This window comes from Rhizobium sp. Root708, assembly GCF_001429725.1.
Classification (GTDB): Bacteria; Pseudomonadota; Alphaproteobacteria; order Rhizobiales; family Rhizobiaceae; genus Rhizobium.
This window is the reverse complement of sequence record NZ_LMHV01000040.1, coordinates 174,967-199,969: the sequence shown is the minus strand read 5'-3', so window position 1 is coordinate 199,969 and position 25,003 is coordinate 174,967. Positions and strand designations below refer to the sequence as shown.

At 60.6% G+C, this 25,003-nt stretch carries 21 protein-coding genes and 1 tRNA gene; 16 read left to right on the top strand and 6 right to left on the bottom strand.

Translation table 11 applies throughout. The features are described from left to right. Positions 1-47 precede the first annotated feature (47 nt). From ASE04_RS20165 to ASE04_RS20135, 7 genes are read left to right on the top strand one after another with little or no spacing between them, the layout of a single operon-like run. On the top strand, positions 48-485 hold the full coding sequence (locus ASE04_RS20165) for a hypothetical protein (protein WP_056821037.1): 438 nt from the start codon (positions 48-50) through the stop codon (positions 483-485). A gap of 3 nt (positions 486-488) precedes the next feature. After that, entirely contained in the window at positions 489-1,154 is a 666-nt protein-coding gene (locus ASE04_RS20160) for a hypothetical protein (RefSeq protein WP_056821035.1), read from the top strand. Next, positions 1,154-3,823, top strand: coding sequence for a hypothetical protein (locus ASE04_RS20155; RefSeq protein ID WP_056821033.1), 2,670 nt, complete (start codon positions 1,154-1,156; stop codon positions 3,821-3,823). Before ASE04_RS20160 ends, ASE04_RS20155 begins: the two co-directional genes overlap by 1 nt. After that, entirely contained in the window at positions 3,816-4,187 is a 372-nt protein-coding gene (locus ASE04_RS20150; RefSeq protein ID WP_056821031.1) for a hypothetical protein, read from the top strand. The genes ASE04_RS20155 and ASE04_RS20150 overlap by 8 nt, the downstream gene beginning before the upstream one ends. Continuing rightward, a complete protein-coding gene (locus ASE04_RS20145) occupies positions 4,169-4,690 on the top strand; it encodes a hypothetical protein (RefSeq protein ID WP_244490460.1) in 522 nt (173 codons plus the stop codon). Before ASE04_RS20150 ends, ASE04_RS20145 begins: the two co-directional genes overlap by 19 nt. Positions 4,691-4,693: 3 nt before the next feature. Further along, positions 4,694-7,294: a hypothetical protein gene (locus tag ASE04_RS20140; RefSeq protein WP_056821029.1), complete on the top strand. Its 2,601-nt coding sequence runs from the start codon at positions 4,694-4,696 to the stop codon at positions 7,292-7,294. Beyond that, the gene (locus tag ASE04_RS20135) at positions 7,294-11,451 is read left to right on the top strand and encodes a hypothetical protein (protein WP_056821027.1); all 4,158 of its coding nucleotides are present in this window, start codon (positions 7,294-7,296) and stop codon (positions 11,449-11,451) included. The genes ASE04_RS20140 and ASE04_RS20135 overlap by 1 nt, the downstream gene beginning before the upstream one ends. On the opposite strand, the gene ASE04_RS20130 is transcribed toward ASE04_RS20135, so the two are convergent. After that, complete coding sequence (locus ASE04_RS20130; protein WP_056821025.1) at positions 11,423-11,728, bottom strand: hypothetical protein; 306 nt, start codon at positions 11,726-11,728, stop codon at positions 11,423-11,425. The genes ASE04_RS20135 and ASE04_RS20130 overlap by 29 nt on opposite strands. Before the next feature lie 90 nt (positions 11,729-11,818). Here ASE04_RS20130 and ASE04_RS20125 point away from each other — a divergent pair, with 90 nt between their 5' ends. From ASE04_RS20125 to ASE04_RS20105, 5 genes are all read left to right on the top strand, one after another. Then, entirely contained in the window at positions 11,819-13,129 is a 1,311-nt protein-coding gene (locus ASE04_RS20125) for a hypothetical protein (protein ID WP_056821023.1), read from the top strand. Then, the gene (locus tag ASE04_RS20120; RefSeq protein WP_056821022.1) at positions 13,129-13,686 is read left to right on the top strand and encodes a hypothetical protein; all 558 of its coding nucleotides are present in this window, start codon (positions 13,129-13,131) and stop codon (positions 13,684-13,686) included. The genes ASE04_RS20125 and ASE04_RS20120 overlap by 1 nt, the downstream gene beginning before the upstream one ends. 39 nt (positions 13,687-13,725) lie before the next feature. Next, positions 13,726-14,694, top strand: coding sequence for a peptidoglycan-binding protein (locus ASE04_RS20115; RefSeq protein WP_056821020.1), 969 nt, complete (start codon positions 13,726-13,728; stop codon positions 14,692-14,694). After that, positions 14,691-14,984 carry a hypothetical protein gene (locus ASE04_RS20110; RefSeq protein ID WP_056821018.1) on the top strand — a complete coding sequence of 98 codons (294 nt, stop codon included), beginning with the start codon at positions 14,691-14,693 and terminating at the stop codon, positions 14,982-14,984. The genes ASE04_RS20115 and ASE04_RS20110 overlap by 4 nt, the downstream gene beginning before the upstream one ends. Before the next feature lie 187 nt (positions 14,985-15,171). After that, a complete protein-coding gene (locus ASE04_RS20105) occupies positions 15,172-15,792 on the top strand; it encodes a hypothetical protein (protein ID WP_056821491.1) in 621 nt (206 codons plus the stop codon). Positions 15,793-15,885: 93 nt separating this feature from the next. Here ASE04_RS20105 and ASE04_RS20100 read toward each other — a convergent pair. Together ASE04_RS20100 and cpdR1 are read right to left on the bottom strand one after the other, a co-directional pair. After that, positions 15,886-15,960 (bottom strand) — tRNA-Val (locus ASE04_RS20100). A gap of 83 nt (positions 15,961-16,043) precedes the next feature. Further along, the gene (gene cpdR1 / locus ASE04_RS20095; protein ID WP_003542883.1) at positions 16,044-16,406 is read right to left on the bottom strand and encodes a response regulator CpdR1; all 363 of its coding nucleotides are present in this window, start codon (positions 16,404-16,406) and stop codon (positions 16,044-16,046) included. A 186-nt stretch (positions 16,407-16,592) separates the two neighbouring features. On the opposite strand from cpdR1, the gene ASE04_RS20090 reads away from it, so the two are divergent. From ASE04_RS20090 to ASE04_RS20080, 3 genes are all read left to right on the top strand, one after another. Next, the gene (locus ASE04_RS20090) at positions 16,593-17,474 is read left to right on the top strand and encodes an N-formylglutamate amidohydrolase (protein ID WP_056821016.1); all 882 of its coding nucleotides are present in this window, start codon (positions 16,593-16,595) and stop codon (positions 17,472-17,474) included. 250 nt (positions 17,475-17,724) lie between these two features. Further along, a complete protein-coding gene (hisN, locus tag ASE04_RS20085; protein WP_056821014.1) occupies positions 17,725-18,498 on the top strand; it encodes a histidinol-phosphatase in 774 nt (257 codons plus the stop codon). A 240-nt stretch (positions 18,499-18,738) separates the two neighbouring features. Further along, positions 18,739-20,424, top strand: coding sequence for a methyl-accepting chemotaxis protein (locus tag ASE04_RS20080; protein ID WP_056821012.1), 1,686 nt, complete (start codon positions 18,739-18,741; stop codon positions 20,422-20,424). A 10-nt stretch (positions 20,425-20,434) separates the two neighbouring features. On the opposite strand, the gene ASE04_RS20075 is transcribed toward ASE04_RS20080, so the two are convergent. Further along, positions 20,435-21,409 carry an alpha/beta fold hydrolase gene (locus ASE04_RS20075; RefSeq protein ID WP_056821010.1) on the bottom strand — a complete coding sequence of 325 codons (975 nt, stop codon included), beginning with the start codon at positions 21,407-21,409 and terminating at the stop codon, positions 20,435-20,437. A gap of 126 nt (positions 21,410-21,535) precedes the next feature. Continuing rightward, complete coding sequence (locus ASE04_RS20070) at positions 21,536-22,996, bottom strand: right-handed parallel beta-helix repeat-containing protein (protein WP_056821006.1); 1,461 nt, start codon at positions 22,994-22,996, stop codon at positions 21,536-21,538. Positions 22,997-23,424: 428 nt separating this feature from the next. Here ASE04_RS20070 and ASE04_RS20065 point away from each other — a divergent pair, with 428 nt between their 5' ends. Continuing rightward, positions 23,425-23,892 (top strand): Hsp20 family protein, encoded by a 468-nt coding sequence (locus tag ASE04_RS20065; RefSeq protein WP_056821004.1) that lies wholly within the window; start codon positions 23,425-23,427, stop codon positions 23,890-23,892. 65 nt (positions 23,893-23,957) lie between these two features. Here the strand turns inward: ASE04_RS20065 and ASE04_RS20060 are convergent, their stop codons facing one another. After that, a complete protein-coding gene (locus ASE04_RS20060; RefSeq protein ID WP_056821003.1) occupies positions 23,958-24,962 on the bottom strand; it encodes a bile acid:sodium symporter family protein in 1,005 nt (334 codons plus the stop codon). Positions 24,963-25,003: the final 41 nt, after the last annotated feature.

Genomic DNA, 25,003 nt, shown 5'->3' with positions numbered 1-25,003 from the left:
GGGCAACTGCCTCCCGTTTCCCTTTCCATTTTTCGTAGGTGAAAACCATGTCCACAGCAGCAAGGCTGGCGGGGCATCGCTTCATGCAGGCCGACTACGCGATCGGCCGTTACGCAGCGACAGTGCCCGCAGAAACCACGCTCGACGATGTCACGCATCCCGAGTTCTTCGCAAACCACCTGAATTCGTTTCGGGTCGGCATGTTGATCAGCATCCTTTCCGACGATCAGAATCTTGATTGCGATCTGCGCGTCCTGTCGGTCACCAAGACCACTGCAAAGGTTCGGGTTCTGCGCGTGTTCGACGAGAACAAGGCTCCGAAGGTCAAGGATGCAGAAGTGTCCGACGCCATCGTCAGCCATGGTGGGCCGCACCACAAATGGCGGTTCATTCATAACGGCGAAATCATCCAGTTCGGCTTCGATACGAAGGACGCCGCCGAGAAGGCCGCGGCCAAGCATATCGAGCTTCTGAAAGGCGAATAACCGATGGCGGACAAGCTGCAGGTATGGCGGCAGGCTCTAGTTCACCTAGAGAAGCCCACAATCACCACACTCTCCGATGACGTCGAGGCTGTTTACACCTTTGGCAACGCTTGGGCTGGTGTGGTCGAGGAGGCCTTCAACGCGGGTGACTGGAACTTCGCCAAGATGTCTGCAGCCTTGTCCGTCAATGGCGCCGTGACGCCTTCGGTCGGGTGGCAGTTCGCGCTGGATTACCCGGGCGACTGGATCCGGTCGCTGACGGTCAGCAATTCCCCGACGTTCTCGCCGTTCCTCGACTATCTCGACGAAGGCGGTCAGATCTATTCGAACACCAACATCATCTTCCTGCGCTACATCAGCAAAGCGAAGATGGCCGACGACCAGATCAGCAAATGGCCGACGATGTTTTGGAAATACGTCGCCGCAAAGCTGGCTTACGACACCTGCGGCCGCCTGACATCGGGCGACACGCTGGAGCAGAAGATCGAAAAGCGCATGGACAAGGCGCTGCGCCAGGCGAAGAGCGTCGACGCTAGGAACGAGAACAACAAGGTTCTCCCCCCAGGTTCGTGGATCAGGGCACGTATGGGCGGCACTGGCGGTCTTGGCGATCGGCGCGGCGGCACGCTTGTCGGCGGACAGATTACCTTCCAAGAGGGTGATGTCTGATGCCTCGGGTAAAAGCTCCGGTCTATTCCCTGAACGGCGGCGAGGTAGGCGACGAAGCGCTTTCGCGTCTGGATCTCGAACGCTTGCAGTTTGCCGGCTCGCTGTATCTGAACCAGCTTCCGCGTGTCGTTGGCTCTATGACGCTGCGCCCTGGCCTTGAACACATCACCAACATCGATGTCGGTGATGTAGCGCTGCTCGAATATTCCTTCTCCGGCGGCTCGGCACTCATTCCTGTCCTGTCGGACGGCGTTATGCGCGTCGTCAAGGACAAGGCATTCGTCAGCCGCGTGGCGGTTTCGACCGCTATCACCAGCGGCGATTTCAGTGCTTTCACCGGATGGACTGATGCCAGCGGGCTTGGCGCGTCGGCAACCGTCAACGCGGGCAACCTCGTTCTGTCTGGCACCACGCAGTCACGCGCGGTCGCTCGCCAGACGCTGACCGTCTCTGCTGGCGACCAGCCAAAAGAACATGCCGTCCGCGTGGACGTGGTCCGCGGCCCGGTCAACATCCGCCTTGGTACGACTGTTGGTGGCTCGGACATCCTCGAAGCGCTGGCGCTGGACGATGGTGTCCACTCGATCGCCTTTACGCCAGGCGCTGGCACGGTCTATCTCGAGCTATCGAATGACAATGCCCGCATTGCCCTGATCAACGCCTGCACGATCGAGGCGGCCGGTGACATGGTTGTCCCGACGCCGTGGACGCAAGCCGACCTCGCCGAAGAGCTTATTAGGTACCGCCAGCACAAGGACGTGCTCTACACGGCGTCCGGCGGCGTCTACCAGCAACGCATGATCCAGCGGCGCAGCGCCACGAGCTGGGGGGTACAACGCTACAAGGTTGACGATGGCCCATTCGTGTCATCAGATGGCGTCACCGCCCTGTCGCCGAGCGCGCTGACGGGCAATATCACGCTGGCCGCAAGCCGGAACTTCTTCACGCCGAAGATGATTGGCCGCTTGTTTCGCATCTTCCAGAGCGGACAGACGGTCAACGAATCTTTCACCAGCGCACCAGCCAATGGCGCCTATATCCGCGTTGCCGGCGTCGGCGCGGCGCGTTCCTTCAGTTGGTCGATCACAGGCACATGGGTCGGCGCCGTCCGCCTGCAGGTCTCTGTTGATGACGGGTCCGGCAATCCTTCCTCGTGGAGCGATATCGGCACCTACACCACGAACACGTCGAGCAGCTATCAGGACAGCGACAACAACGTCGTGAAGTACTTCCGCTTTGCCGTCGCGTCCGGCGGCTACACCAGCGGCACGATCGTCACCGCCCTTGTTTACGGCGGCGGCAGCCAGTCGGGCATTGTTCGTGTCACGGATTACACAAGCCCCACCGCCGTCAGCGCGGAAGTGCTCAAACGCCTGTATTCCACTACGTCAACGTTCGAATGGGATACGTCAGTCTGGTCTGACTACGACGGCTGGCCAACGGCGGTTCAGGTGTTCGGCGGCCGGCTCTACTGGGGGCAGGGTGATTTCATCTACGGTTCGGTGCCGGATGCCTACAAGAGCTTCGACGACACGGTCGAAGGTGATTCCGCGCCGATCGCCAGATCAGTTGGCGCCGATACCGATCGAGGCATCCTGTGGCTGCTCGGCCTTCAGCGCTTGCTCGCCGGGACCGATGCCTCCGAAATCTCCGTCAAGGCGTCCAGCTTCGACGAGCCGCTGACCGCAGGCGCCTGGTTCCCGGTGGAAAGCTCCACTCGCGGATGTTCGGATCTCCGCGCGGTGAAGTGCGACAAGGACGGTATCTTCGTGCAGACGTCCGGTACCGCCATCTTTGCACTTTCAGCAGAGCAGGGGACGCTCGACTACGGATCGACCGACCTGACGGCCATGCATGAGGAAATCTGCGACGGATATGCGGTGGTTGATATCGCCGTCCAGCGCCGGCCAGACACGGTCCTATGGCTGATACTCGCAAACGGGGAAGCTCGGGCGCTGACCTACGAGCCATCGGAAAAGGTGGTGGCGTGGTCGCGGGTAGTAACCGACGGCTTGTTCAAGCGCGTCAGCTCAAACCGCGGCGCAGGTCAGGACGGTGTCTATTTCGCTGTAGTGCGCAACGGCACGCAGCGCCTCGAGCGCCTAGCCGACATGAAGGACTGCAAGGGCGGTCCAATCAACTGCCTCGCCGACGCGTTCACGCGCTTCTCTGGCGCGCCGGCTACCGTCTTCAGCGTGCCGCACCTCAATGGCCGACAGGTAACGGTCTGGGCAGACGGCAAGGCCGTGAATGATCAGGACAACCTTTACACCGTGACCGGCAATCAGGTGACGCTTGCCGTGGCCGCCAGCAACGTTGTCATCGGTCTGCCCTACGTCGGGCGCTGGCAGTCGACAAAGCTGGCATACGGGGCTGCTGGTGGCACGGCGCTATTCCAGAAGAAGCGGGTTTCGCAGCTCGGGCTCTACCTTACGAACACGATGCTCGACGGCCTTCGTGTCGGGAATACCTTCGACACCCTTCGAAAACTGACCACCACGAAGAGCGACAAGCCGATCGCGCCGAACACGCTCTACAAGACGTATGACGCCGACATGATGAGCGTTTCGAGCGACTGGGACACCGACAGCCGTATCTGCCTTGAGCATCGCTCTCCGTACCCCTTCACGGCGGCGTCGCTAGTCATGGACGTCAAGACGAATGGCTGAGATCCGGCAGGCCACAGACGACGATATCGCCCGGTTCTACGGTGCGATCGAGTTCAAATCCCAATGGGTGGCGAGGGCGCTACGGAATGGAAGGCTGATTGCTGGATTTGGCGGTGCGCTGGAGACGGCAGACGGCGTTTGGTTCGCCTTCCTTGACGTGCCGCCGCAGTATCTCAAGCCGTCGATCTACCGCCATATCGTGGCAGGCATCCATGAAGCGAAGAGCAAAGGCGCCAAGGTCATCAAGGCGCGATGCGACACACGCATCCCTCGCGCGGAAGCGCTCCTGAAGCATCTGGGATTTCTGCCCACCGACGAAGTCGTCGATAACGAGGTAATTTGGGAATGTCAGGTTTCGAACTGATTGCTGGCCTTGCAGGCCTTGCCGGGACGGCGATGCAGGTTGCCGGCACCATGGAGCAAGGCCGCGAGGACAAGGCTCGATATCAATACGAGCAAAAGGTCAACGAGCAGCAGGCAGACGAAGCCGTTGCCGCCAGCCAGCGTGACGCGGCGCAGCGCTACAAGGAAGGGCAGTTTCTCCTTTCGCAGCAGCGCGCGACCGTGGCGGGTTCTGGCGGGTCTATTTCCGATGCATCCGTCATCGATCTGATGGGCGATACCGCCGACGCAACGGCATATGCTGGCCAGTCCGAAATCTATAAGGGCGAACAGCAGGCGCGAGGCTACAACGATGCTGCCGCCGTGGCTGGATACAACGCCAATTCGGCGATGAAGGCGGCCCGTATAGCAGCTGCCGGTCAGCTGTTTGGCGGTGTCTCGTCGATGTTCAGCCGCTTCGGGCAGCAATCAGCGAAGACGGCGCCCGCCTCGACAATCAAGCAACCGTACGTGGGGCCTCGCTAATACATGGTCAATATCCCGACTTCTCGCGACGTAGGCTATGCCGGCACGCGCTCCGGCCGCATTGCGCCCAATGGTCCGACGCCTATGGTCGGTGCAGCCATTGCCAACGCCGGCCAGCAGGTCGTTCAGGCTGCCTACAACATCAACGACCTGCGCACGCAGGAACAGGCTGACGTCCTCAATGACAAGTCGAACACTGTATCGACGAACCTGAACAAGTTCCTCAATGAGGAGGAGCAGTCTTTCCTCAAAGCCCGGGAGGGATCGAGCGAAAGCGGTATCGGTTTCACCCGCCAGTTCATGGAGGGATACCAGCAACGCGCCAACGACTTCGCGAAGGCCAATTTCGAAGGGCTCAATGAAGACGCGCAGACGGGTTACCTGAATAACATCCTGGCGCGTGGAAATTCGCTATTCGAGAAGGCCTCGGCCTACGAAAACACGGTCAAGGGCGAATACTACGACCGCTCGACGAAGCAGTCGCTTGACGGCATCCGCACCAGCATCCAGTCGAACGGCGCACCCTACGAGGACTTGAAGAAGCAGGGCCTCGCGGCGATCGATGCGACCAACATGCCGGAGCCGTGGAAGGCCGAGCGCCGCGCGCAGTGGGATTCCGACGCTGCCGAAAGCAAATGGAAATGGGAGTTCTCCCAGAACCCAAAGGCGGCCCTTGCTTCCATCAGCCCGAACGGAGGCGGCTCGGTCGTCGATCGCATCATCGGCATTGAAAGCGGCGGGAACGACAATGCCCAGAACCCGACGTCCTCGGCAGGCGGTGCGGGTCAGTTCATCGACAGCACATGGCTCTCGATGGTCAAGAAGTACCGCCCGGATGTTGCCGAGGGGAAGAGCGCACAAGATATTCTCGCCATGAAGTCTGACGGTTCACTCTCTCGAGACATGACGGCTCGCTACGCGCAGGAAAACAGCGCGTTCCTTCAGAACCAGGGCGTTGCGACCACGGACGGCAATGTCTATCTCGCCCACTTCCTTGGCCCTCGCGGGGCTGCGCAGGTTATCAAGGCCGATCCAAACGCCCCGATCGCTTCGGTTGTGGGGCCGGATGTCGTCGGCGCGAATCCGTTCCTGAACGGCAAAACGGCAGGCGACGTTCGCGCATGGGCGGAAAAGAAGATGGGTGGCGCCGGCACAACTCCACCTTCTGACTACAGCAAGATTTCCTACGAACGCCGGGACCAGCTGTATAAGCAGGGCGAGCAGGACTATGCGCAGGAGCAGACGCGCCAGCGCACCGCGATCAAGGACGATTTCAACCTTCAGATCGCCCGCAATCCGCAGCCGCAGCTCGAAAGCCAGATCCTCCGAAACAGCACGCTCGACAACGGCGACAAGGCTTCGCTGATCAATGCCCTTCACACTGCCGTCAAAGAGAATGCAGGCGTTCCCGAGCTCATCTCCGCGATCGGTGCCGGCAAGGGCTCCATCAACGCTTTCGACGGCGAACAGACGAAGGTGGCGGAGAAGGCCTACGACCGCATGATCACCGGCGCGTCGGGCGAGGACAAGCAGGCGATCACCTCCGGCTTTATCGCCCAGACCGGCTACATCCCTAAGGCCGTGCAGGCTGAACTTCGCCGCGGGTCGATCTCGACCGACGCTGCTGCCGTCGCACAGTCGATGCAGGCGGCCGACGTCCTGCAGAAGAATGCGCCCGTGTCGTTCTCGGCAATGGATGGCGGCGCGGCCGTTCAGAAGAAGCTTGATCTGTACCGGTCATATACACGCGACATGGGATACTCGGCAGATGAAGCGGCAAAGCGGCTCGTCGACGCCGACAATCCCGAGAAAGCTGCCCAGCGCGAAGCCCTGCTGAAGTCGAAGACGGTCGCGGACGCGGTGAAGCTGGTCGACTCCTCGACCATCGCTGCATCATTCGATGACAGTATCGCCGGATGGAGGACGAACCCGTCGCTTGGTCCTACGCCTGCAGCAGAGGCGGCTATGGTGGCCGACTATCGATCGCTCTACCAGGAAGCAATAGTTGACGCAGGTGGCGATTTGACTGTCGCGAAGAAGGCGGCTGATCAGCGGTTTCAGCGTACTTACGGTGTCACCAGCTTCACGCCGATGGGCTCGAACGTTGTGGTGAAGTACCCGCCCGAGAAGGTTTATCCCGCCGCTCCCGATGGAACGCACACCTACATTCAGACCCAGTTGAATGAGGTCATGAAGGCGGAAGGCGTGAGCGCTGATCAGTTCTTCCTGCAGCCTGACGACATCACCGGGCAGGACGTTCGCGCCGGGAAGCCACCCAGATACGCAGTTTTCTACAAGAAGGATGGAAAGCTCGAGCGATTCAATCTCCCGTTCTATGCCGATCCTGAAGCTTCGCAGAAATTCTTTCAGGAGCAGAAAGAAGGCCGCGTGCGCGCCTCACAGCAGCGCATGACAGACAACCGCGATCGAACGATCGAGGAAGGCAAGGCGGTGACGGATGCGATGAATAGCACGGTCGGTCCCGCGTGGATGAAGGCCAGAGCCGCGCAGACGGCGCAGGAGAAGCTTCGCATGCAAGAAATGATGCCAGGACCATTGAACCCGTCAACTGCGGGCGTAGGCGGCGGCGGAGGTGGTTTCTGATGCCGTTGGACAGAAGCAATCCTTTCACCGACGTCGGCACTGTCGGCATTTCCGACTACGACACGCCAGATCCGTCCTTTCTCACGACGCTGGAAGCGAACTTGCGTCAAAATGGCCTCATCGGTTCTGCAATCACGAGGGCCGGCATCAATATCAACGCCGGCAACAGGCAGCAGATCGACCAGACCTATAACGTCTACGACGATCCTGACATGAAGCCATACCTCGACGAAGATCCGTCGCGGGGGGAGAACATTTTCAGCAAGCCCGCCGCCGATGCTTTGCGTGCGCAGGTAGACCAAGAGAAGAAGGATCGCGAAACGCTCGATGCGAGTGGGTGGACCAACTATCTCAGCTCTACCGCCATCACACAACTGACAGATCCTACGATCCTTGTTCCTGGTGGCGAATTTGTGAAGGCTGGTAAGGGTGGCTTTTCCGTGCTGAAGACTGCTGCATCCGTTGGTGTTGCAGCTGGCGTCGGAACAGTGGCGCAGGAAGCGGGATTGCAGGCCACTCAGGAAACCCGCACTGCCGCTGAAAGCGCTATGGCGGTAGGCGGTTCCGTACTCCTCGGCGGGCTCATCGGCTCAGTCGGCGCCAAGTTCTTCAATCACCGTGAATTCTCTGCGATTGGCAAGGCGATCGAGAACGATTTCACAAACGATCTGCCCGATATCGTCGATGTCACCGACACGGCGATCAAGCGCGCGCAGGCGGCCGGCGCTGCCGCTGTCGATGAAGTAGACATGTCCGACCTTGGCGTCGGTGGCGGCAAGGCGGCCGAACTGGTGACGCGCGCTACCGCAGCCGCTCGCATCAATCCCGGCGTTCAGACTATGCTTTCGCCTTCGGTGAAGGTGCGCGAGTTCTATAACAAGCTCGTCGACAACCCGATCTACACGACCATGAACATGGAGGGCCGATCGCTCGGCGCTGACGTGGAGAATTCCGTCAAGCTCTACGAGCGCGGCGCCGTCGGCGACTGGCTTGGTTCATCGCGGAAGCTTTATCGCGAAGCGCGCAAGAACGGCTTTCAGGGCTCGCTGACCGACTTCAACCGGGCTGTCGCGCTGGCCGGCCGCCGTGGTGACGTGGATATCAATGGCAATGCCTTCGTCACCCAGGCGGCGCAGGAGGCCCGCACCAAGATCTTCGATCCTCTATTCGAGCGAGCGAAGGCCCTTGAGTTGCTGCCTGAAGACGTCAAGACGACGACCGCCGCCTCCTACGTGACGCGCTTGTGGAACCGACAGAAGCTGATCGGTGAAGAGGGCCGCTTCCGCGAGATCGCGCGTCGGTACTTCTCCGAGCAGTTGGATAAGGCTCTGATCCGGCAGGAAGAGCGCCAGGTCGGTAACAAGATCGTGGATTCGCTCTACGTCGACGATCGGATGGACCGTGCTTTTGAACGCCTGAACAATGTGCAGAAGCGCCTCGACGAACGCGCCGCGCTGCGCAGCCGGAAGAATGCGGACATCGATCGCAACATCGCCGGCCGCGAAGAGATGGTCAGTCAACGCCCGCCGCAACAGGTGGTCGAGATCCTGAAGACGGCGAAGGATGACGACACCCTTCTACCTGCGATCAAGGAAGCGAAGAAGGCCGAGCGGCTTTTGAACAAGAAGCCAACCTATGCGGAGCGATACCCGGTACTTGACGTCTTCAAGCAGTGGGGCGGTGTGCGCGTCGGCGGCAAGCTCGACAAGGAACTGCGCGCCATGGGCGTCAATCCGAAGTCGCACCCGGGGCTTTTCAACAGCAAGAGGGGTCTCGGCTCCGGTGATACGATCGTCTGGGGTGAACACCAGGTACTCAAGGACAATTTTCACGAAGGCGCCAACGGCTACGCAGATCCGGGTGATTTGCTCGATGCCGTTCGTCGCGAGATCGCCGGCGACCCTATCCGCACCAACGAGGCGGCAGCCAGGGCGTCCGATGCCGAAGCACTGACCGAGAATATTGGTGACTGGCTGAAGTCTGTCGGTCTGCCCGAAAATGCATCCGTCAAAGAAATCCGCGATCTGCTTCAGAAGACGACCGGCCGGGAGAAGTCGATCGGGGAAGTCGAAGGCCGCATCAACCGCCTGCAGCAGGAGATTGCCGACTTTGACAAAGCAAGCCAGGCCATTCACGACGAGCGGATCATTTCGGATGCAGAGGCTCGCAAGGTGGCGAAGGAGCTTGCCGACCTCGAAGAGCAGATCAATGCAAGCGCTGATCTCGCGCGCGAATCGCCGGCGATCGGCCGCATGGTTGACTATGCCAAGGCGCGCCGCGAATACGGCTCCGCGCGCTATGAAAAGGTTCGCGTGACAAACCGCCTCGAGGCTTTGAAGCTCGTACAGTCCGAAGGCAGACAGACGCCTGCCATGAAGGCTGAAATCGAGAAGCTGACGGCCCAGGCAAAGGAGATCGATCAGCGCATCGCAAAGGCGACAAAGAAGTCTGACACGCTGAAGCCAACTCTTCCGAAGCAGAAGGAAGAAATCCCTGATTTCATCAGCCCCGAGGACCGGGCGGATTACATCGAGGAGATCGTCAGCTCGGTCTTCAACAACTTGACGGGCAAGGGTGCCGGCGATGTTCCTGAATGGCTGGTACCGGTGAAGCGTGGACCGCTGAAGGAACGCACCTTCAACATTCCGGACGAACGTGTCGAAGACTTTCTCGAAAACGATATGGAAGTCGTGCTGCGCCGCTATGCCCGCACCATGGGCGCGGAGGTGGAGCTTGCCCAGAAGTTCGGTCGCCCCGACATGAAGGAGCAGTTCGAGGCGATCACCCGTGACTACGAGGAGCTTCGTTCGACGGCGAAGACCCCGGCCGAGCGCGAGAAGTTGAGCAAGGCGGAAGCTCGTGACGTGAAGAACCTCACGGCCTTCCGCGACATGATCCGTGGCACGTACAAAGCCGCTGATGAGGGCAGCGACTGGAGCAAGATCACGCGCGCTGCGCTGACTTGGAACTATCTCCGCTTGATGGGCGGCGTCACCCTAACCAGCTTGACGGACGCCGCCAGCATCCTCGGCAAGTTCGGTGCGCGCCAGATCATGACGGACGGACTGCCAGCCCTCGTGTCCGGTACCCGGGCCGCGAAGATTGCTCGTCAGGACGCCCGCGACCTCGGCGTCGTCACCGAGCGGGTGTTGCAGTCACGCCTGGCTAACCTCGCTGACCTACAAGACCCATACGCCCACGGCTCCAAGTTCGAGCGCTTCCTGTCGAACACCTCGAACGCGTTCACCAAGGCTACGGGGCTGGGCTACTGGAACGACACGTTGCGCACGGTCGTCGCGGTAATGTCGCAGAACCGCATGCTTCGCAACGCCACGAATTGGGCCGCCGCCGACAAGGCGGAGAAGGCCTACATGGCAATGCTCGGCATCGACGAGGACATGGCGCAACGCATCGCCGGCCAGTTCCAGCGCCATGGCGTCGAGGAAGACGGCATTTTCGGCGCCAACGCGTCGGCGTGGGACGATGATGTCGCCCGTCGCGCATGGGCCGCAGCCTTGAACAAGGACGCCGACCGTACGGTGATCATGAAGGGCGTGGCTGATAACCCGCTCTGGATGAAGTCGAACGTCGGTAAGCTGCTCTTTCAGTTCAAGTCATTCTCGCTCGCCAGCCATCAGCGTGTGTTGATCGCAGGCCTTCAGGAGCGGCCGCACCGCCTCGCCGAGCAGCTGGTCTATGCGACCGGCCTGGGCATGATGATCTCCTACCTGAAGTACGTCGAGCGCGGCGATGTCGACGAGGCGAATAAGCTTCTTGAAAATCCGGGCCTCTGGATCGCGAACGGCGTCGATCGCTCCGGCATCCTCGCCATTCCGTTCGAGTTTTCGAACACGGCGGAGAAGGTCGGCCTTCCCGGCATCATGACAGCGGCGTCGGCAGTGGCGGGTGACAAGGGCAGGGGAACGGCATCCCGCTTCGCCAGCCGTGGCACGTTTGGCGCGTTCGCCGGCCCTACCATCGGTGCCTTCGAGGATCTGACGCAGATTGCGCAACAGCTTGCGGCAGGTGATTTGAAAAAGTCGGGCGCAAACGCGATCATCCGTCAGCTGCCAGGCGCAACGCTACCGGGCGTCAGGTCCGCGGTGCATATCGGCCTTAAACCAGCGCTTATCGATGCTGTTGACGGCGGCCGCTGAAAAGCTTGATGCAGCCAAACGCTATTCCAGCAATGATGGCGTTGGCGATCAGACCAAACGCGAACTTAACTGCTATTTCGGCGGCTGACGCCGGTATGACATGCATCGTTTCGACGAGGAACGTGATCAAGCCGGCGATCAACGCGAGCGAGATTACAGTCACCAGAACCCGGCTGCCTGGCGCATAGGTCTTGCAGATGAAGGCCACGCAGAGAAGCACAGCAGCGATCCGGATCGGATCGATGGTCAGTGCGACGAGTAAAGCAAGCAGGCCCATGTGCCCCTCCCGGTGAAGGGCTCCAATACAACCGAAATCCGCAACGAAGACAAGGCTGCCCGATCGGCAACCTTTGCTTGAGGTAAACGCATGGCAACAGAATTCGACAATTCCCAGCATTGGGGCTTCTTCCTGACGGGAACGACCCTGACCAGCGAGACGGGGAAATTCGTCCGCGTGTCGGAGCTTGTTCTTGCGGCGCTGCGCGCGGCCGGTGTCTTCGAGAACATGGTAGACGGGCTTGTTCCGCCGGCGACGGATAAGCTTTGGCTCGACAAGAACTATGATCCGGCGCAGCTGAAGCAGTGGGACGCGACGGGCTCGTCGTGGGTTCCCATGACCTACAATCGGCTGTTTGGGCAGGCGGCGCTTGGTGTGCTGGCTGTAACCGGCGGTACGGGCAATGCAGTCGTGGTCGCGCAGCCGAACAGCGGCTTCCAGGCGAACCGCCTCTATACGATGTCACCTACCGCCAACAATTCGGCGGGCGCCGTCACGATCCAGGTTTCTGGAGTGGGCACTTATCCGGTCAAGTACGGGGATGGATCGAACCTTCTGCCGGGAGAGTTCACGAGCGGCCGGCAGGCAACGCTCCTCTTCAACGGCTCGGTTTTCACCGTCTTGTTCTCTGTCGGTGACCTCAATGCCGCTGTCACGGCAGCCGCCGCCTCCGCAAGCGCGGCGAGCACATCTGCCACCAATGCTGCTACATCGGCGTCCAACGCAGCCAGTGCGGCGGCCGGTGCTCTAGCCCCAGCTATCCACGCCGCCACCGCAAAGACTGCCTTTGTCGATGCCGACGAGCTAGGATTTTGGGACAGTGTCTCGGGCTTGCTCCGCAAAATCACGCTTGCAAACTTTTGGGCTCAGTCCAAATGGAAGACCGTCAAGATCGGTGAACACTACTATGCCAACACAGCATTGGCAGGCGTGGACGTTCCTCCCGTCAGCGACCCGGACGTGACCTTTGTCGAGCTCACTGCGGGACTTACCGGCTCTGGCAACTTCAACAACGGAAAATTGACGTCGGAATCAGTCTCCGGCTCTGCCCCGCTTGTGAGCGCTTCGGCGGTTATCTCAGTGTCCGGATCGCCAATGAACGGGCAAACCATCCGTCTCCTCAACACCGAGGGTCGTATCGTTCGCCCGAGCACGTCGCCAAACACGCTCCAGGATGACACCTATCAGGGACACTGGCACAACTACGACAGTAACTCTGGCGGTCGCGGTACAGCCACCGTGGTAGGCCAAACCGATGTCATCGATAGCGCTTCGGCGGGAGCGGTTAAAACGGACCGCGTCAAGGGCTCCATCTCGGACGGCGTCAACGGCACGCCTAGAACAGCTAACGAAACGCGCATGAAGAACATCGGCGCTAAAGCTTACATGAGGGTGAAATAATGCCTTGGGCTAATAACGGACAGGTTGCCACCGACGAACTTCCCGGCGGTATTGAGATTTCGGAAGAGCAATACGCTCTGGCGATCGAGGGCGTTATCGAGGGAAAAATCATCTCGATCGACGGCGGCTTCACAATATCGGAGCCTCCATCTCCGGAGCTCCCTGAAACGCCCGAGCCGCCGACCCTCGACGAAATCAAGTCCTGGCTGAAGGCGGGCATTGATAGCGCCGCCGAGAACGAGCGCCTGAAGTATATCACTCCCGGCTTTGGCCAGGCCATGACGTACATGCAGAAAGCGGCTGAGGCGGCGCGGTACCTTGCCACGGTAGAACCCGAACCTGCGGACTATCCGATGCTGTCCGCTGAAGTCGGCATCACCGCTGAGACACTTGCCGGGGTCGCTACTGTCGTCAACGACGCTTACACGCAATGGCAGATGATCGGCGCGGCAATCGAATCCATCCGCCTAAGCGCCAAGGCCTCGATCGGTGATGCCTCGTCCGAGGCTACCGCAAGGGCCATCTTCGAAGCTGTCGCTTGGCCGGTCATCGGCTGACGTCGCAGTCCTAACCCCATCCAAAATCTGGAGCTTTCAATGAACGTGCAGGTAACTGCCGAGCAATTGCGCGCGGCTGCAAAAGGGGCTGTGAATGCCCAGAATATGAACTCGGTGCTGATCACTATCAGCCGCTATGGCGCCGAACTTGGAATGGATCGGCCGCACCGTGCCGTTCAGTTCTATGCCCAAGTGATGCATGAAAGCGGTGATTTCCGATATGACCGTGAAATCTGGGGGCCGACGCCAGCACAGAAGCGCTACGATACGCGCGCTGATCTCGGCAACACTCCCGAGCTGGACGGTGATGGCAAGATCTACGCCGGCCGCACGGCAATGCAGATCACCGGTAAGGCGAACTATCGGGCCTTTACCGATTGGTGCAGATCGCACGCGATGAACTGCCCTGACTTCGTTCGCCATCCCGAAGCGATCAACACTGATCCGTGGGAAGGCCTCGGGCCTCTCTGGTATTGGGACACCCACGACTTGAACCGCTGGGCCGACCAGGGCGACATCGAGACGATCACGAAGCGCATCAATGGCGGCATCAACGGCCTTGCCGATCGCATCGATCACTATGTCCGGCTTTCGCTCGTGGTTCTCGGCTACAAGGCCGATGGCGTCCGTCAGTTCCAGGCGAATGCCGGGCTTGATGTCGATGGCGATGCCGGGCCGAAGACGCGCTCGGCGCTGCACAAGGCGCTGCTGGCGCTGTCCGGAGCCTCGACAAAGATGGCGGCGTTCTCCGCTGCTCCTGTCGTCGAGGAAAAGGCGGTCGTGCCCGCTGCCGTAGAGCAGACCGTCAAGAAGAAATTCAACCTGCTCGGCTGGATCGGAAGCGCGGTCAGCGGCGGCGGCTTGAGCCTAGCTGCCTTCGCCGGATTCGACTGGAAAGCGCTCCTTGTCATCGTCGGCGCCGTGACTGTCATAGGCCTTGGTGCGCTCTTCCTTCGTCAATGGATCATTGCGGCGATCAAGGACATTCGCCAGGCGGTGGAAGAATGACCAGCATCGGGGACGTCATCAAGATAGGCGCCGGCGCCGTCGTCGGCGGCCTCCTTGTCTTCACCGTCTATTCGAGCCTCAACGCCCTTTGGTGGCTTCCTGCGGCCGAACGACACGGCAGGGAAATCGAAGCCGCGGAGGCCACGGCGGCAACCAACAAAGCAATCGGAGAGCTAAGCAATGCAGCGGATCAAGCTCGCGTTCGTCGTCGCCTGTGCATTGAGCGCGGCGGCATGTACAACTTCGCAAAAGGTGAGTGTATCGAAGCAAAGCCTGTCGACCACGACTAGGGCCATCGTCGGTACATCCCTGATCGGCGCCAAAGGCGCGACCCCCAAGGATCAAGACGCGATCGACGACACGGCGGCAGGCCTCTGCGCTGCCGGCGTCTGGACATCAACAGAGTGCAGCGCGCACGGCGCGGCTCGATAGCATTGCATGCGCAGCGGAAGGGCATCGGGGTAGATGGTGGATGAAATGAACAACGGCGAAGCGAACCGCCATTACCAAGACGCCATGACGGCGCAGCTCGGCGAGCGCGTGACGAACCTCGGCCGCCGACAGTCCGATCTCGAATCGGAAATGCGGTCAGGCTTTAAGACAATGGAATCGGCTGTTTCATCGCTGTCGACCGAGATGCGGACTTCCGTTGCCGCTCTTGCCACAAACATCGCCGAGCGCAACAAGCCTCAATGGCAGGCACTAGGCGTTGCGTTGACTTTCTGCACCATACTCGGCGGCTTGGCCTACTGGCCGATCAATGCCGCAACGACGGATCTAAAAGCCGCGGTGCTAGTCATCTCCGAGAAGATGGTCACGCAAAAAGAAATGGAGTGGCGTACCGCTCGGGGGGCTGAAGATCGGGCGCGGATGGAGGGCTCTGTCAAAGAGGTCCGAGACGCCCAGGTGCCGCGTGAAGAACTCGATCGAGTGTTCGCCGCCTACGATCAACGCTTCCTCGACCAGCAGCGACAGCTGACGGATATGAAGGAAGCACAGGGCGGGGTCTACGGCGCCCGCGACGTCATCATGGACCTGAAGACAAGTCAGCAGCGGCTGGAACGCGAGTTGTCGGACATCAAGGCTAAGGGCGGCTAGAGCGGGCAAGGTGCAGGTTTGATGAACCTACGGAGCGCTATGCAAAAAGGGCTTCCGATTTCTCGAAAGCCCTTGCTTATCAGCTAATTAGGATGGTGGGCGTGACAGGGATTGAACCTGTGACCCCTACGATGTCAACGTAGTGCTCTCCCGCTGAGCTACACGCCCATCCGATGTCGGCGCATAGACCACAAACCTATTTGGCCGTCAATAGGCCTTTTTCAGATTTGTGACGTGCGCCGCTCGACGCCTTACGCGGCAAGCATTTTGTTTACTTCGTCGACGAGATCGCGAAGGTGGAAAGGCTTGGAAAGTACCTTCGCATCCTTCGGTGCCTTCGAATCAGGGTTCAAGGCGACGGCCGCGAATCCGGTGATGAACATGACCTTGAGGTCGGGGTCGAGTTCGGTGGCGCGGCGCGCCAACTCGATTCCGTCCATCTCGGGCATGACGATATCGGTCAGCAGAAGCGAGAACGGCTCTTCGCGGAGCCTGTCGTAGGCGCTCGCACCATTGTCGTAAGAGAGGACCTTGTAGCCAGCCTTTTCAAGCGCTTTTACAAGGAAGCGACGCATGTCATTGTCGTCTTCTGCAAGAAGTATCTTCTGAGTCATTATCCAGACCGCTGATCAGTGAAATTTTGCATGGGGCTCCAGTCATCTACACTAGGATTTGCCCAGTAAACAACCGGTGAACGGCTCGTGGGAGCCTTCATCCCCATGAGATAGTATGGACTTGAAGGCCGGCAACTGGCAACATGGGCGAAGCAATCATTCCGGGCATGGTTAAGAGGGAAAAAGGTGCGCGAAATCCCCGAATATGCGCTTTTCGAGGTCCGGGAGCCTCAATCGCACACCATTCCCTTCGTCTATAACTCACCGCACAGCGGGCGCATCTATCCGCCGGAGTTCATCGCCCAGTCCCGTCTCCAGGGCATGGCGATCCGCCGTTCCGAAGATCATTATGTGGATGAACTGTTCGGCGAGGCGAACGCACTTGGCGCGCCGATGCTGCTTGCGAATTTCCCGCGCGCCTATCTCGACGTCAACCGCGAGCCCTACGAGCTCGATCCGCGCATGTTCGACGGGTTGCTGCCGTCCTATGCCAACATCAATTCGCTGCGGGTTGCCGGCGGCCTCGGGACCATTCCGCGCATCGTTGCGGAGAACATGGAAATCTATGCGCGCCGCCTGCCTGTGCAGGAAGGGCTCGATCGCATCGAGGCCGTCTACAAGCCTTATCATGCTGCACTGCGGCGATTGATTGCCCGCACGCACGTCCAGTTCGGTTTCGGCGTGCTGATCGATTGCCATTCCATGCCCGGCAACATCCGGGTTGCCGGCGCGTCCGTGCGTCCTGATGTCATCATCGGCGATCGCTACGGAACCAGCGCATCGGCAGAGCTTTCGCGCACCGCCGTCGGTATCTTCGAGGAACTCGGCTTCACGGCGATCCGCAACAAGCCCTATGCCGGTGGGTTCATCACCGAGCACTACGGACGTCCGTCGCGGGGGCTGCATGCGCTGCAAATCGAGGTTAATCGGTCGATTTACGTCGATGAGGTGACCCTAGAGAAGCGGCCGGACTTTCGGCTCGTCGCCGCCGCGATCACCTCGTTCATGCGGCAGATGGCGGATTATGTCGCCAAGTTCGCCAGCGACAGCGCGCTTGCCGCCGAATAGCGACTGCCTTCACATCCTCAAAAAAAGACCGCCTTGCGGCGGTCCAAGTCTAGGGAGGAAACACCCAAGGAGGGTATTTACAGTCAGAAGACTGTAATTGAAGGCTACTGCTGCACTGCACAAATGTCAAGCAGCATTTTATCTTGATGAAATAATAGGCAGCCGGCTAAAAACTGCCGCTCTCGTTTGCAACGGGCCGTATTTCCGCTAAGAAAAGCGCCATTGCGCTGCCCATCACACGGATTTCACCATGCTTCCTGATCGTTCGTTCTTCAATCGCCTGGCGGAAGCGGCCAAGGCCGAGACATTGCCGCGTTTTCGTTCCGGCCTCGATGTCGTGAACAAGCTCTTCGGCGGCTTCGATCCTGTGACGGAAGGCGATCGGGCGGCCGAGGTCGCCATCCGTGCTCTGATCGAAGAGCATTATCCCGATCACGGCATTCTTGGCGAAGAGCACGGCAGCGTCGGTCTCGATCGCGAATTCGTCTGGGTCATCGATCCGATCGACGGCACCCGCGCCTTCATATCCGGCGTTCCCGTGTGGGGCACGCTGATCGGCCTGCAGCAGAACGGCAGGACGATCATGGGCATGATCGAACAGCCCTTCACCGGCGAGCGCTATTTCGCCGATGACAGCGGTTCCTTCTACAAGGGACCGGAGGGCGAGCGCCGGCTGCAGGTGCGCGATTGCGGCGCGCTTTCGAATGCCATCCTGTTTACCACTTCGCCGCATCTGTTTGCCGGCGACGAGATGGATCGCTATCGCGAGATCGAGGGGCAGGTGAGGCTGTTCCGCTACGGAACCGACTGCTACGCCTATGCGCTTTTGGCGGCCGGCCACGTCGATCTCGTCATCGAGAACAGCCTGAAGCCTTACGACGTCGGCGGCATCATTCCCGTCATCGAGAAGGCCGGCGGGATTATCACGACCTGGGATGGCGGCCGTCCCGAGATGGGCGGCTCGATCATCGCGGCCGGCAGCCGCGCCGTCTACGAGCAGGCCGTCGCGATCCTCAACCGGTAAGTCTGTATCACTCGTGTTCGGGACTATTTAAGCCGTGCTGCCAGCAGCGCGGCTTTGTTGTGTTTATTTCGTTCCGGTTGCGCTTTGCGGTGGCGGTGGGTTTCTACCCCGGGCTGAATGCCGGTACCGCTTCGCGCGTTAGCAAAGATTCAATATTTCGCTGTAATTGCTTCGCCCATTTCATGGGATCGCGGAACAGGCGTGCCGCCAAGCCGCAGCTTACGTCAAAGGAATTTTTCAGTGTCGCTCTTTCCTATTACCGCCGGTGCCGATGCGAAGGCCATTCTTGATGCGGTCAATCGCTCGCAGGCGATCATCGAATTCGACCTGACCGGCAAGATACTGAATGCCAACGCCAATTTCTGCCAGGCGATGGGTTACGCTCTCGAAGAAATCGTCGGGCAGCACCACAGGATTTTCGTCGAGCCGGCGGAAGCCGGAAGCGCTGACTACCGCGAATTCTGGCAGCAGCTGGGGCAGGGGCACTTCGACCGGCGGCAATACAAGCGGATCGGCAAGGGCGGCCGCGAGGTCTGGATCGAGGCTTCCTACAATCCGGTTCTCCGGGGCGGCGTACCGTACAAGGTGGTGAAGCTTGCCACCGATATCACGGCGATCAAGCTGAAGAGCGCCGAGGACGCCGGCAAGCTCGATGCAATCTCGCGCGTGCAGGCGACCATCGAATTTTCGCCGGATGGACGGATACTGACCGCCAACGAGAACTTCCTGGCAACGCTCGGCTATACGCTGGAGGAGATCCGGGGCCAGCATCACGCGATGTTCTGCGACCCGCGCTATGTCGCGTCGAACGAATACAAGCAGTTCTGGCCAAGCCTCGCTGCCGGGAAGTTTGCGTCCGATGAGTTCATGCGGGTCGGCAAGGGCGGGAGAACGGTGTTCATCCAGGCCTCCTACAACCCGATCTTCGACATGAACGGCAAGGTCTGCAAGGTCGTGAAGTTCGCGACCGACGTGACCGAGCGGGTGAGGGCCGTCAACGAGCTCGGCAGCGGCCTGCAGGCGATGGCTGAAGGAGACCTCGAGCGGACGATCGATCAGCCGTTCACATCAGCTCTCGACAAGCTGCGGACGGATTACAACGCATCGATCGGACGCCTTCGCGCCGCGCTGCACGCGATCGCGCAGAATGCGACGCTGATTGCCGCGGGATCCGAGGATATCCGCATCGCCTCCGACGACCTGGCGCAGCGGACCGAGACCCAGGCTGCCTGCGTCGAGGAGACGTCGTCGGCGGTGACGGAGATTTCCTCGACGGTTTCCGATTCCGCCCGCCGCGCCGCCGATGCGGGTGTGCTCGTCGAGCAGACGTCGCGGAACGCGCAAGACTCCGCCGAGGTCGTGCGTTCGACCGTCGCGGCGATGTCGAACATCGAGAACTCCTCGTCCCGTATTTCGGGCATCGTCGGTGTCATCGACGAGATCGCCTTCCAAACCAACCTGCTCGCCCTGAACGCCGGTGTCGAGGCCGCGCGCGCCGGCGAATCCGGCAAGGGCTTTGCGGTCGTGGCGCAGGAGGTTCGCTCGCTGGCACAGCGTTCGGCGCAGGCGGCCAAGGAGATAAAGGGGCTGATTGCCGACTCCGAACAGTTCGTCCGCGACGGCGTTCTGCTCGTCGGCCGGACCGGGGCTGCTCTGGAGGCCATCGCGGAACAGGTCGTCAGGGTGCACGACAATGTCTCCGGCATCATCGATGCGGCCAAGGAGCAGTCGTCGAATCTTGCCCAGATCAACGACGTCGTGCTGTCGATGGATCAGGACACGCAGCGAAACGCCGGCATGGTCGAGGAGACGGCTGCCGCGAGCCGGCGGCTGGCGTCAGAGGCGCAGTCGCTGTTCGAGCTTGTCGGTCAATTCAAGGTCGGTGCTGCGGACGAAGTGAGCGTTCGCTGGGCGAACGTCGCCTGAGATCGCAGGCTCAGGTGCCGAAGCCTTCCACGTCTTCCGCCTCTTCGGCGTCGCTGCCGGGAATGAAGGCGTGGAATGCAGCCAGGGCAGCGTGTCGGTAGACATCGCGTTCGTGCAGTACCTCATGGCGCGCGCCGTTGATCGGCACGAGCTGGCCGGCACGGAAGTAACGCGACAGCCGTTCCTGGGCGATATAGGGAACGATCGCGTCGCGTGTCGGGGCGATGACAACCGTCGGGATGGTGATCGAGAACAGGTGGTTCGGCGAGGTCACCCGGTCGATCGTGTGGAAGGCTTCGACCAGCCAGCGGGCGGTCGGCGGGCCCAGCACGAGCTCGGGATGGGCTGCGGCGATGGCGGCGTTTCGTTCAAAACGGACCTCGTCCGAGGTCAGCGGATTGTCCCGAAACGGCGATTCCTTGATTTTCCGGGTAAGCGGGAAGGAGCCGAAGCCGAGCGAGCAGGCGAGCGTCGCCAGGCGCCGGATCGTGCCCGGCGAGGCTGCCTGTCCTGACAGGCCGATGAAGGGCGCGGTCAGCACCATCCGTTCGATGCGCGTCGACAGGTAGGGCGCGGCTGAAAGTGCCACCAGCGCACCGGTCGAATGGGCGAGAATGTAGAAGGGCAGGCGGGTATCGGGCAGGACGATCTTCTCGAGGAAGGTATCCAGATCATGCTCGTAATCGACAAAGCGCCTGACGTGCCCGAGATGCGTTTTCTTCAGCAGGCGGTGCGAGGCGCCCTGGCCGCGCAAGTCGAAGGTCGCGACCCAGAGACCCTTGGCCGTAAGGTCGCGGATCGTCTCGAAATACTTCTCGATATATTCGTTGCGCCCATGCAGGAGCACCACCGTGCCCTTGGCGACTGGGGTGCTCGCGCGGAAGACCGCATAGCGCAGCTTGTATCCGTCGTGGGTCTCGAAGAAGCCCTCGGTGCGGTTCTCCGGAGCCGGATTATCGGGTGTCGAAAAGAGGACCTGGTCCATTGCTGCTTGATCGCGTCCGTCACGGGATTCGGATATCGAGTAAAGCGGATAGGGGATCGGCGTGTCAAATCAAACAAAAAAGCGCGCGCGGTCCAAGGCTGCGTTGGAGCGCATCATCGATGCTGGTTATCGATCCATAACTTCGACGATCCTTGCGCCGGAGAATTTCTTCTCTTCGATCCCCGCATACTCCACGCGGACGACCTTCCCGGCGAGCGATTTCACCGCGATCGCCTTTCCATCGCGGCCGGTGGCTGTCGCCAGGATCAGGTGGTGCCCGCGCAGGTCGACATCGCTGGCGTCGAAGATCTTGATCCGGTTGCGGGCATCGCCTTCGATGCGGCCGACGATGCAGCCGGCGACGGACGACCGACAGGCGAGTGCCGGACCATCCTTGATCAGGCCGCTCGATGGCTTGTCGGCCTTCTTCTCCGGTTTCTCGCGGCTTGCCGTCTCCTTCGGCTGGGCAGCGACCTTGGTGCGGCCGTCCGCCGTCGCTCTCGGGCCATCGCAGGGGCCGGTCGGATCGAGCGCCTTGCCTATGTCGTTGACGGCCACGCTCTTGTTGTTCTGGGAAATGTTGCCGCAGATCTTGCCTTGCGGCGCCCTTTGAGCCCGGACAAGGCCGACGCCGACGTTGCGGAACGTGTTGCCGTAGACGTCGTTCATCAGGCCGTCTTTCGGGCCGTCGCCGCCGAGGCGCACGCCAGTGCCGCGAACGTTGAATACCGTATTGTTTCGGAAGACGTTTGCGTTGCCACGGGAATCGAAGCCGCCGGATTCCGGATCCTTCTGGCCAGTGCAGCTGTTGCGTTCGACGATGTTGCCGCTCGAGCCTTCCTTGATATCGACACACTCGTTGCCGGCCGTGTTGATGACGTTGTCGTGGATATGGTTGTTGTCCGAGTGATCAACCGCACGATCGGGGGCGCCGCGCTGTCCGAGCTGTTCGGGGGCGGTGCCGATGTAGATGCCCTCGCCATTCTTGCCGCCATCCTTGAACTTGAAGTCGGCGTGGCCGCAGGAGGTAACCCTGGAATTGGCGATCTCGTTGTTGCGGGCCTGATACCGAAGGCGGACGCATTCGCCACCGGCGTTCCTGATGTCCATGTTCAGGATCTTCAGCCCATTAGGACCGCGTCCCGGCTGGTTGCCGATCACGTAGATCAGCTTGTCGCGGTAGCTGTCCTTGGTGTTGGCGGCTTCGAAATGGCCATCGACGGTAAAGCCGCGCAACTCGATGAAGTCGTGATTGATTTCGATGACGCGAGGCTGCCCGCCGCCGCTGACAATGCTGCTGCGGCTGCCCTTGATGACGATCGCGCGACCCTGCTGACCGTCGCGCACCGATCGCAGATCCTGAAGATAGGTGCCGGGAGCAAGCATGATCGTGTCGCCCGGCTGGGCCTTGTCCAGCGCCTGCTGGATGGTCATGCCTTCGCCGCCCTTGGCAACAGGCGATACGGTGATCGTTTCCGCGCGCGCGGCCGTTATGCCGGCGCCGAGAAGGGCGATAGCAACGAGCGAGGGGGCGAGCAGATCCTTTCCGCGTCGTTCGACGCGGGCCTTCCAGATATCCGTCGGCATCGGTATCTCCATGGCTGATCGTGAAGTCGCCATTGAAGCATGAACTAATATGCCGTTCAATCTCCCCGAATGCCTTAGCGCCAGTCGGCTTGAAAAAGAAAAAAACCGGCATGCGGGACTGGCGTTCCGCGATGCCGGTCGGAGATCGGGCTGAAGACGAAGGGACGATACACTTCAGCCAGCGGGACAGTGTTACCCGATGGCACTATTCCTATTCTCCTCGTTCTGAACGGCTTCGGAACCATGTGTTCATATGCGGTTCACGCGGGGTGGGGTTGGCCCGACAGAGGCAAGGTCTTGAACTGCGGAAAAGCCATCCCCATCTCATTCCTGCAGGCGCCAAACGGGTCTGCCGAACCGTCCCGAGGCCGCCGATCAAGGGGTTTCAGGGCAATTATCGCAACACGTCGCTTCCTCAGGAGGACATCATGCGTCACGTAGACTTCTCTCCCCTTTACCGTTCCACCGTCGGTTTCGACCGCCTCTTCACCATGCTCGACAGTCTCGGTCAGCCCGACCAGGGCCAGACCTATCCGCCCTACAACATCGAGCGCACCGGCGAGAACACCTATCGCATCACCATGGCCGTTGCCGGTTTCGACGAGACCGAGATTTCGATCGAGGCACAGGCTCACGCTCTCACCGTCAAGGGTGAAAAGAGCGAGGAAAAGGCTGACGGTAGCGAGTTCCTCTATCGCGGAATCGCCAAGCGCGCCTTCGAGCGCCGCTTCCAGCTTGCCGACCATGTCGAGGTTACCGCCGCTTCGCTGAAAAACGGTCTGCTCCACATCGATCTGCTTCGCAGCATTCCGGAAGCCATGAAACCGCGCAAGATCGCAATTGCGGCAGAGCCGGTCAGCGCGCCGAAGGCCATCGAGGCCCAGATCACCAACTAAACGGTCCTCCCAAGGCCAATCATGCAGGCGGCGCTCGTTGAGCGCCGCTTTTTTCATGGTCGCCGTCAGGCCGGGCTCGTCGCTTCCTCGGCTTCCTCTTCGGTGATGCGGTGCGCGTGCTTCGTTGCATATTTCTGGGCGATCACTGCGCAGACCATCAGCTGGATCTGGTGAAACAGCATCAGCGGCAGCACGATCGCGCCGACCGACTGGCCGGCAAAGATGACGCTGGCCATCGGCGCGCCGCTCGCCAGGCTCTTCTTCGAGCCGCAGAAGGTGATGGTGATCTCGTCGGCCTTGTTGAAGCCCAGCAGCCGGCTGCCGAACATCGTGAAGCATAGGACGAGGCCAAGCAGAGCCATGTCGGCGATGATGACGGCTGCGATGTCGCCGATCGAGAAGGTGTGCCAAAGCCCCTCGACGACCGCCTTACTGAAGGCGAGGTAGACGACCATCAGGATGGAGCCGCGGTCGACGGGCATCAGGAGCGTCTTCTTCGAGCGGATCCAGTTGCCGATCCAAGGCTGTAGTGCCTGACCAACGATGAAGGGCAGCAGCAGCTGAACAAGGATCTGGCCGAGCACGTCCCAGGAAAAGCCGCCATGACCGCCGACCGAGAAGAGCAATCCGACCAGCAGCGGCGTCAGGAACATGCCGAAGATGTTCGATGCCGATGCCGAGCAGATGGCGGCCGGCACATTCCCCCCCGCTATCGACGTAAAGGCGATCGACGATTGTACCGTCGAGGGCAGAACGCAGAGATAGAGGATGCCAAGATAGAGCGGCTTCGGCAGAATCCAGTCCGGCACGAAACCGAGACCAAGGCCGAGGATGGGGAAGAGGCCGAAGGTCGTCAGCAGAATGGCGAGATGCAACCGCCAGTGCAGCAGGCCGGCGATCACGACATCGCGCGACAGGCGTGCGCCATGCAGGAAGAAGAGGAGGGCGACGGCCAGGTTCGTCGCTATGCCGAAATAACCAGCGAATGTGCCTTGAGCAGGCAGGATCGAGGCTATGATGACAGTGCAGACCAGCAGAATCGTGAATGTATCGGGCAAAAAGCGGCGCATGGCATAACTCGTCGGATCAGTAGATCATTGGTATTTCTTCC

Excerpts from the sequence above, each read along its gene's own strand:
- ASE04_RS20065 (WP_056821004.1), top strand. The coding sequence starts at position 23,425 with ATGCGTCACGTAGACTTCTCTCCCCTTTACCGTTCCACCGTCGGTTTC.
- ASE04_RS20105 (WP_056821491.1), top strand. The coding sequence starts at position 15,172 with ATGAACAACGGCGAAGCGAACCGCCATTACCAAGACGCCATGACGGCG.
- ASE04_RS20115 (WP_056821020.1), top strand. The coding sequence starts at position 13,726 with ATGAACGTGCAGGTAACTGCCGAGCAATTGCGCGCGGCTGCAAAAGGG.
- ASE04_RS20120 (WP_056821022.1), top strand. The coding sequence starts at position 13,129 with ATGCCTTGGGCTAATAACGGACAGGTTGCCACCGACGAACTTCCCGGC.
- cpdR1 (WP_003542883.1), bottom strand. The coding sequence starts at position 16,406 with ATGACTCAGAAGATACTTCTTGCAGAAGACGACAATGACATGCGTCGC.
- hisN (WP_056821014.1), top strand. The coding sequence starts at position 17,725 with ATGCTTCCTGATCGTTCGTTCTTCAATCGCCTGGCGGAAGCGGCCAAG.
- ASE04_RS20060 (WP_056821003.1), bottom strand. The coding sequence starts at position 24,962 with ATGCGCCGCTTTTTGCCCGATACATTCACGATTCTGCTGGTCTGCACT.
- ASE04_RS20070 (WP_056821006.1), bottom strand. The coding sequence starts at position 22,996 with ATGCCGACGGATATCTGGAAGGCCCGCGTCGAACGACGCGGAAAGGAT.
- ASE04_RS20165 (WP_056821037.1), top strand. The coding sequence starts at position 48 with ATGTCCACAGCAGCAAGGCTGGCGGGGCATCGCTTCATGCAGGCCGAC.
- ASE04_RS20135 (WP_056821027.1), top strand. The coding sequence starts at position 7,294 with ATGCCGTTGGACAGAAGCAATCCTTTCACCGACGTCGGCACTGTCGGC.
- ASE04_RS20110 (WP_056821018.1), top strand. The coding sequence starts at position 14,691 with ATGACCAGCATCGGGGACGTCATCAAGATAGGCGCCGGCGCCGTCGTC.
- ASE04_RS20160 (WP_056821035.1), top strand. The coding sequence starts at position 489 with ATGGCGGACAAGCTGCAGGTATGGCGGCAGGCTCTAGTTCACCTAGAG.
- ASE04_RS20140 (WP_056821029.1), top strand. The coding sequence starts at position 4,694 with ATGGTCAATATCCCGACTTCTCGCGACGTAGGCTATGCCGGCACGCGC.
- ASE04_RS20130 (WP_056821025.1), bottom strand. The coding sequence starts at position 11,728 with ATGGGCCTGCTTGCTTTACTCGTCGCACTGACCATCGATCCGATCCGG.
- ASE04_RS20155 (WP_056821033.1), top strand. The coding sequence starts at position 1,154 with ATGCCTCGGGTAAAAGCTCCGGTCTATTCCCTGAACGGCGGCGAGGTA.
- ASE04_RS20125 (WP_056821023.1), top strand. The coding sequence starts at position 11,819 with ATGGCAACAGAATTCGACAATTCCCAGCATTGGGGCTTCTTCCTGACG.
- ASE04_RS20150 (WP_056821031.1), top strand. The coding sequence starts at position 3,816 with ATGGCTGAGATCCGGCAGGCCACAGACGACGATATCGCCCGGTTCTAC.
- ASE04_RS20075 (WP_056821010.1), bottom strand. The coding sequence starts at position 21,409 with ATGGACCAGGTCCTCTTTTCGACACCCGATAATCCGGCTCCGGAGAAC.
- ASE04_RS20145 (WP_244490460.1), top strand. The coding sequence starts at position 4,169 with ATGTCAGGTTTCGAACTGATTGCTGGCCTTGCAGGCCTTGCCGGGACG.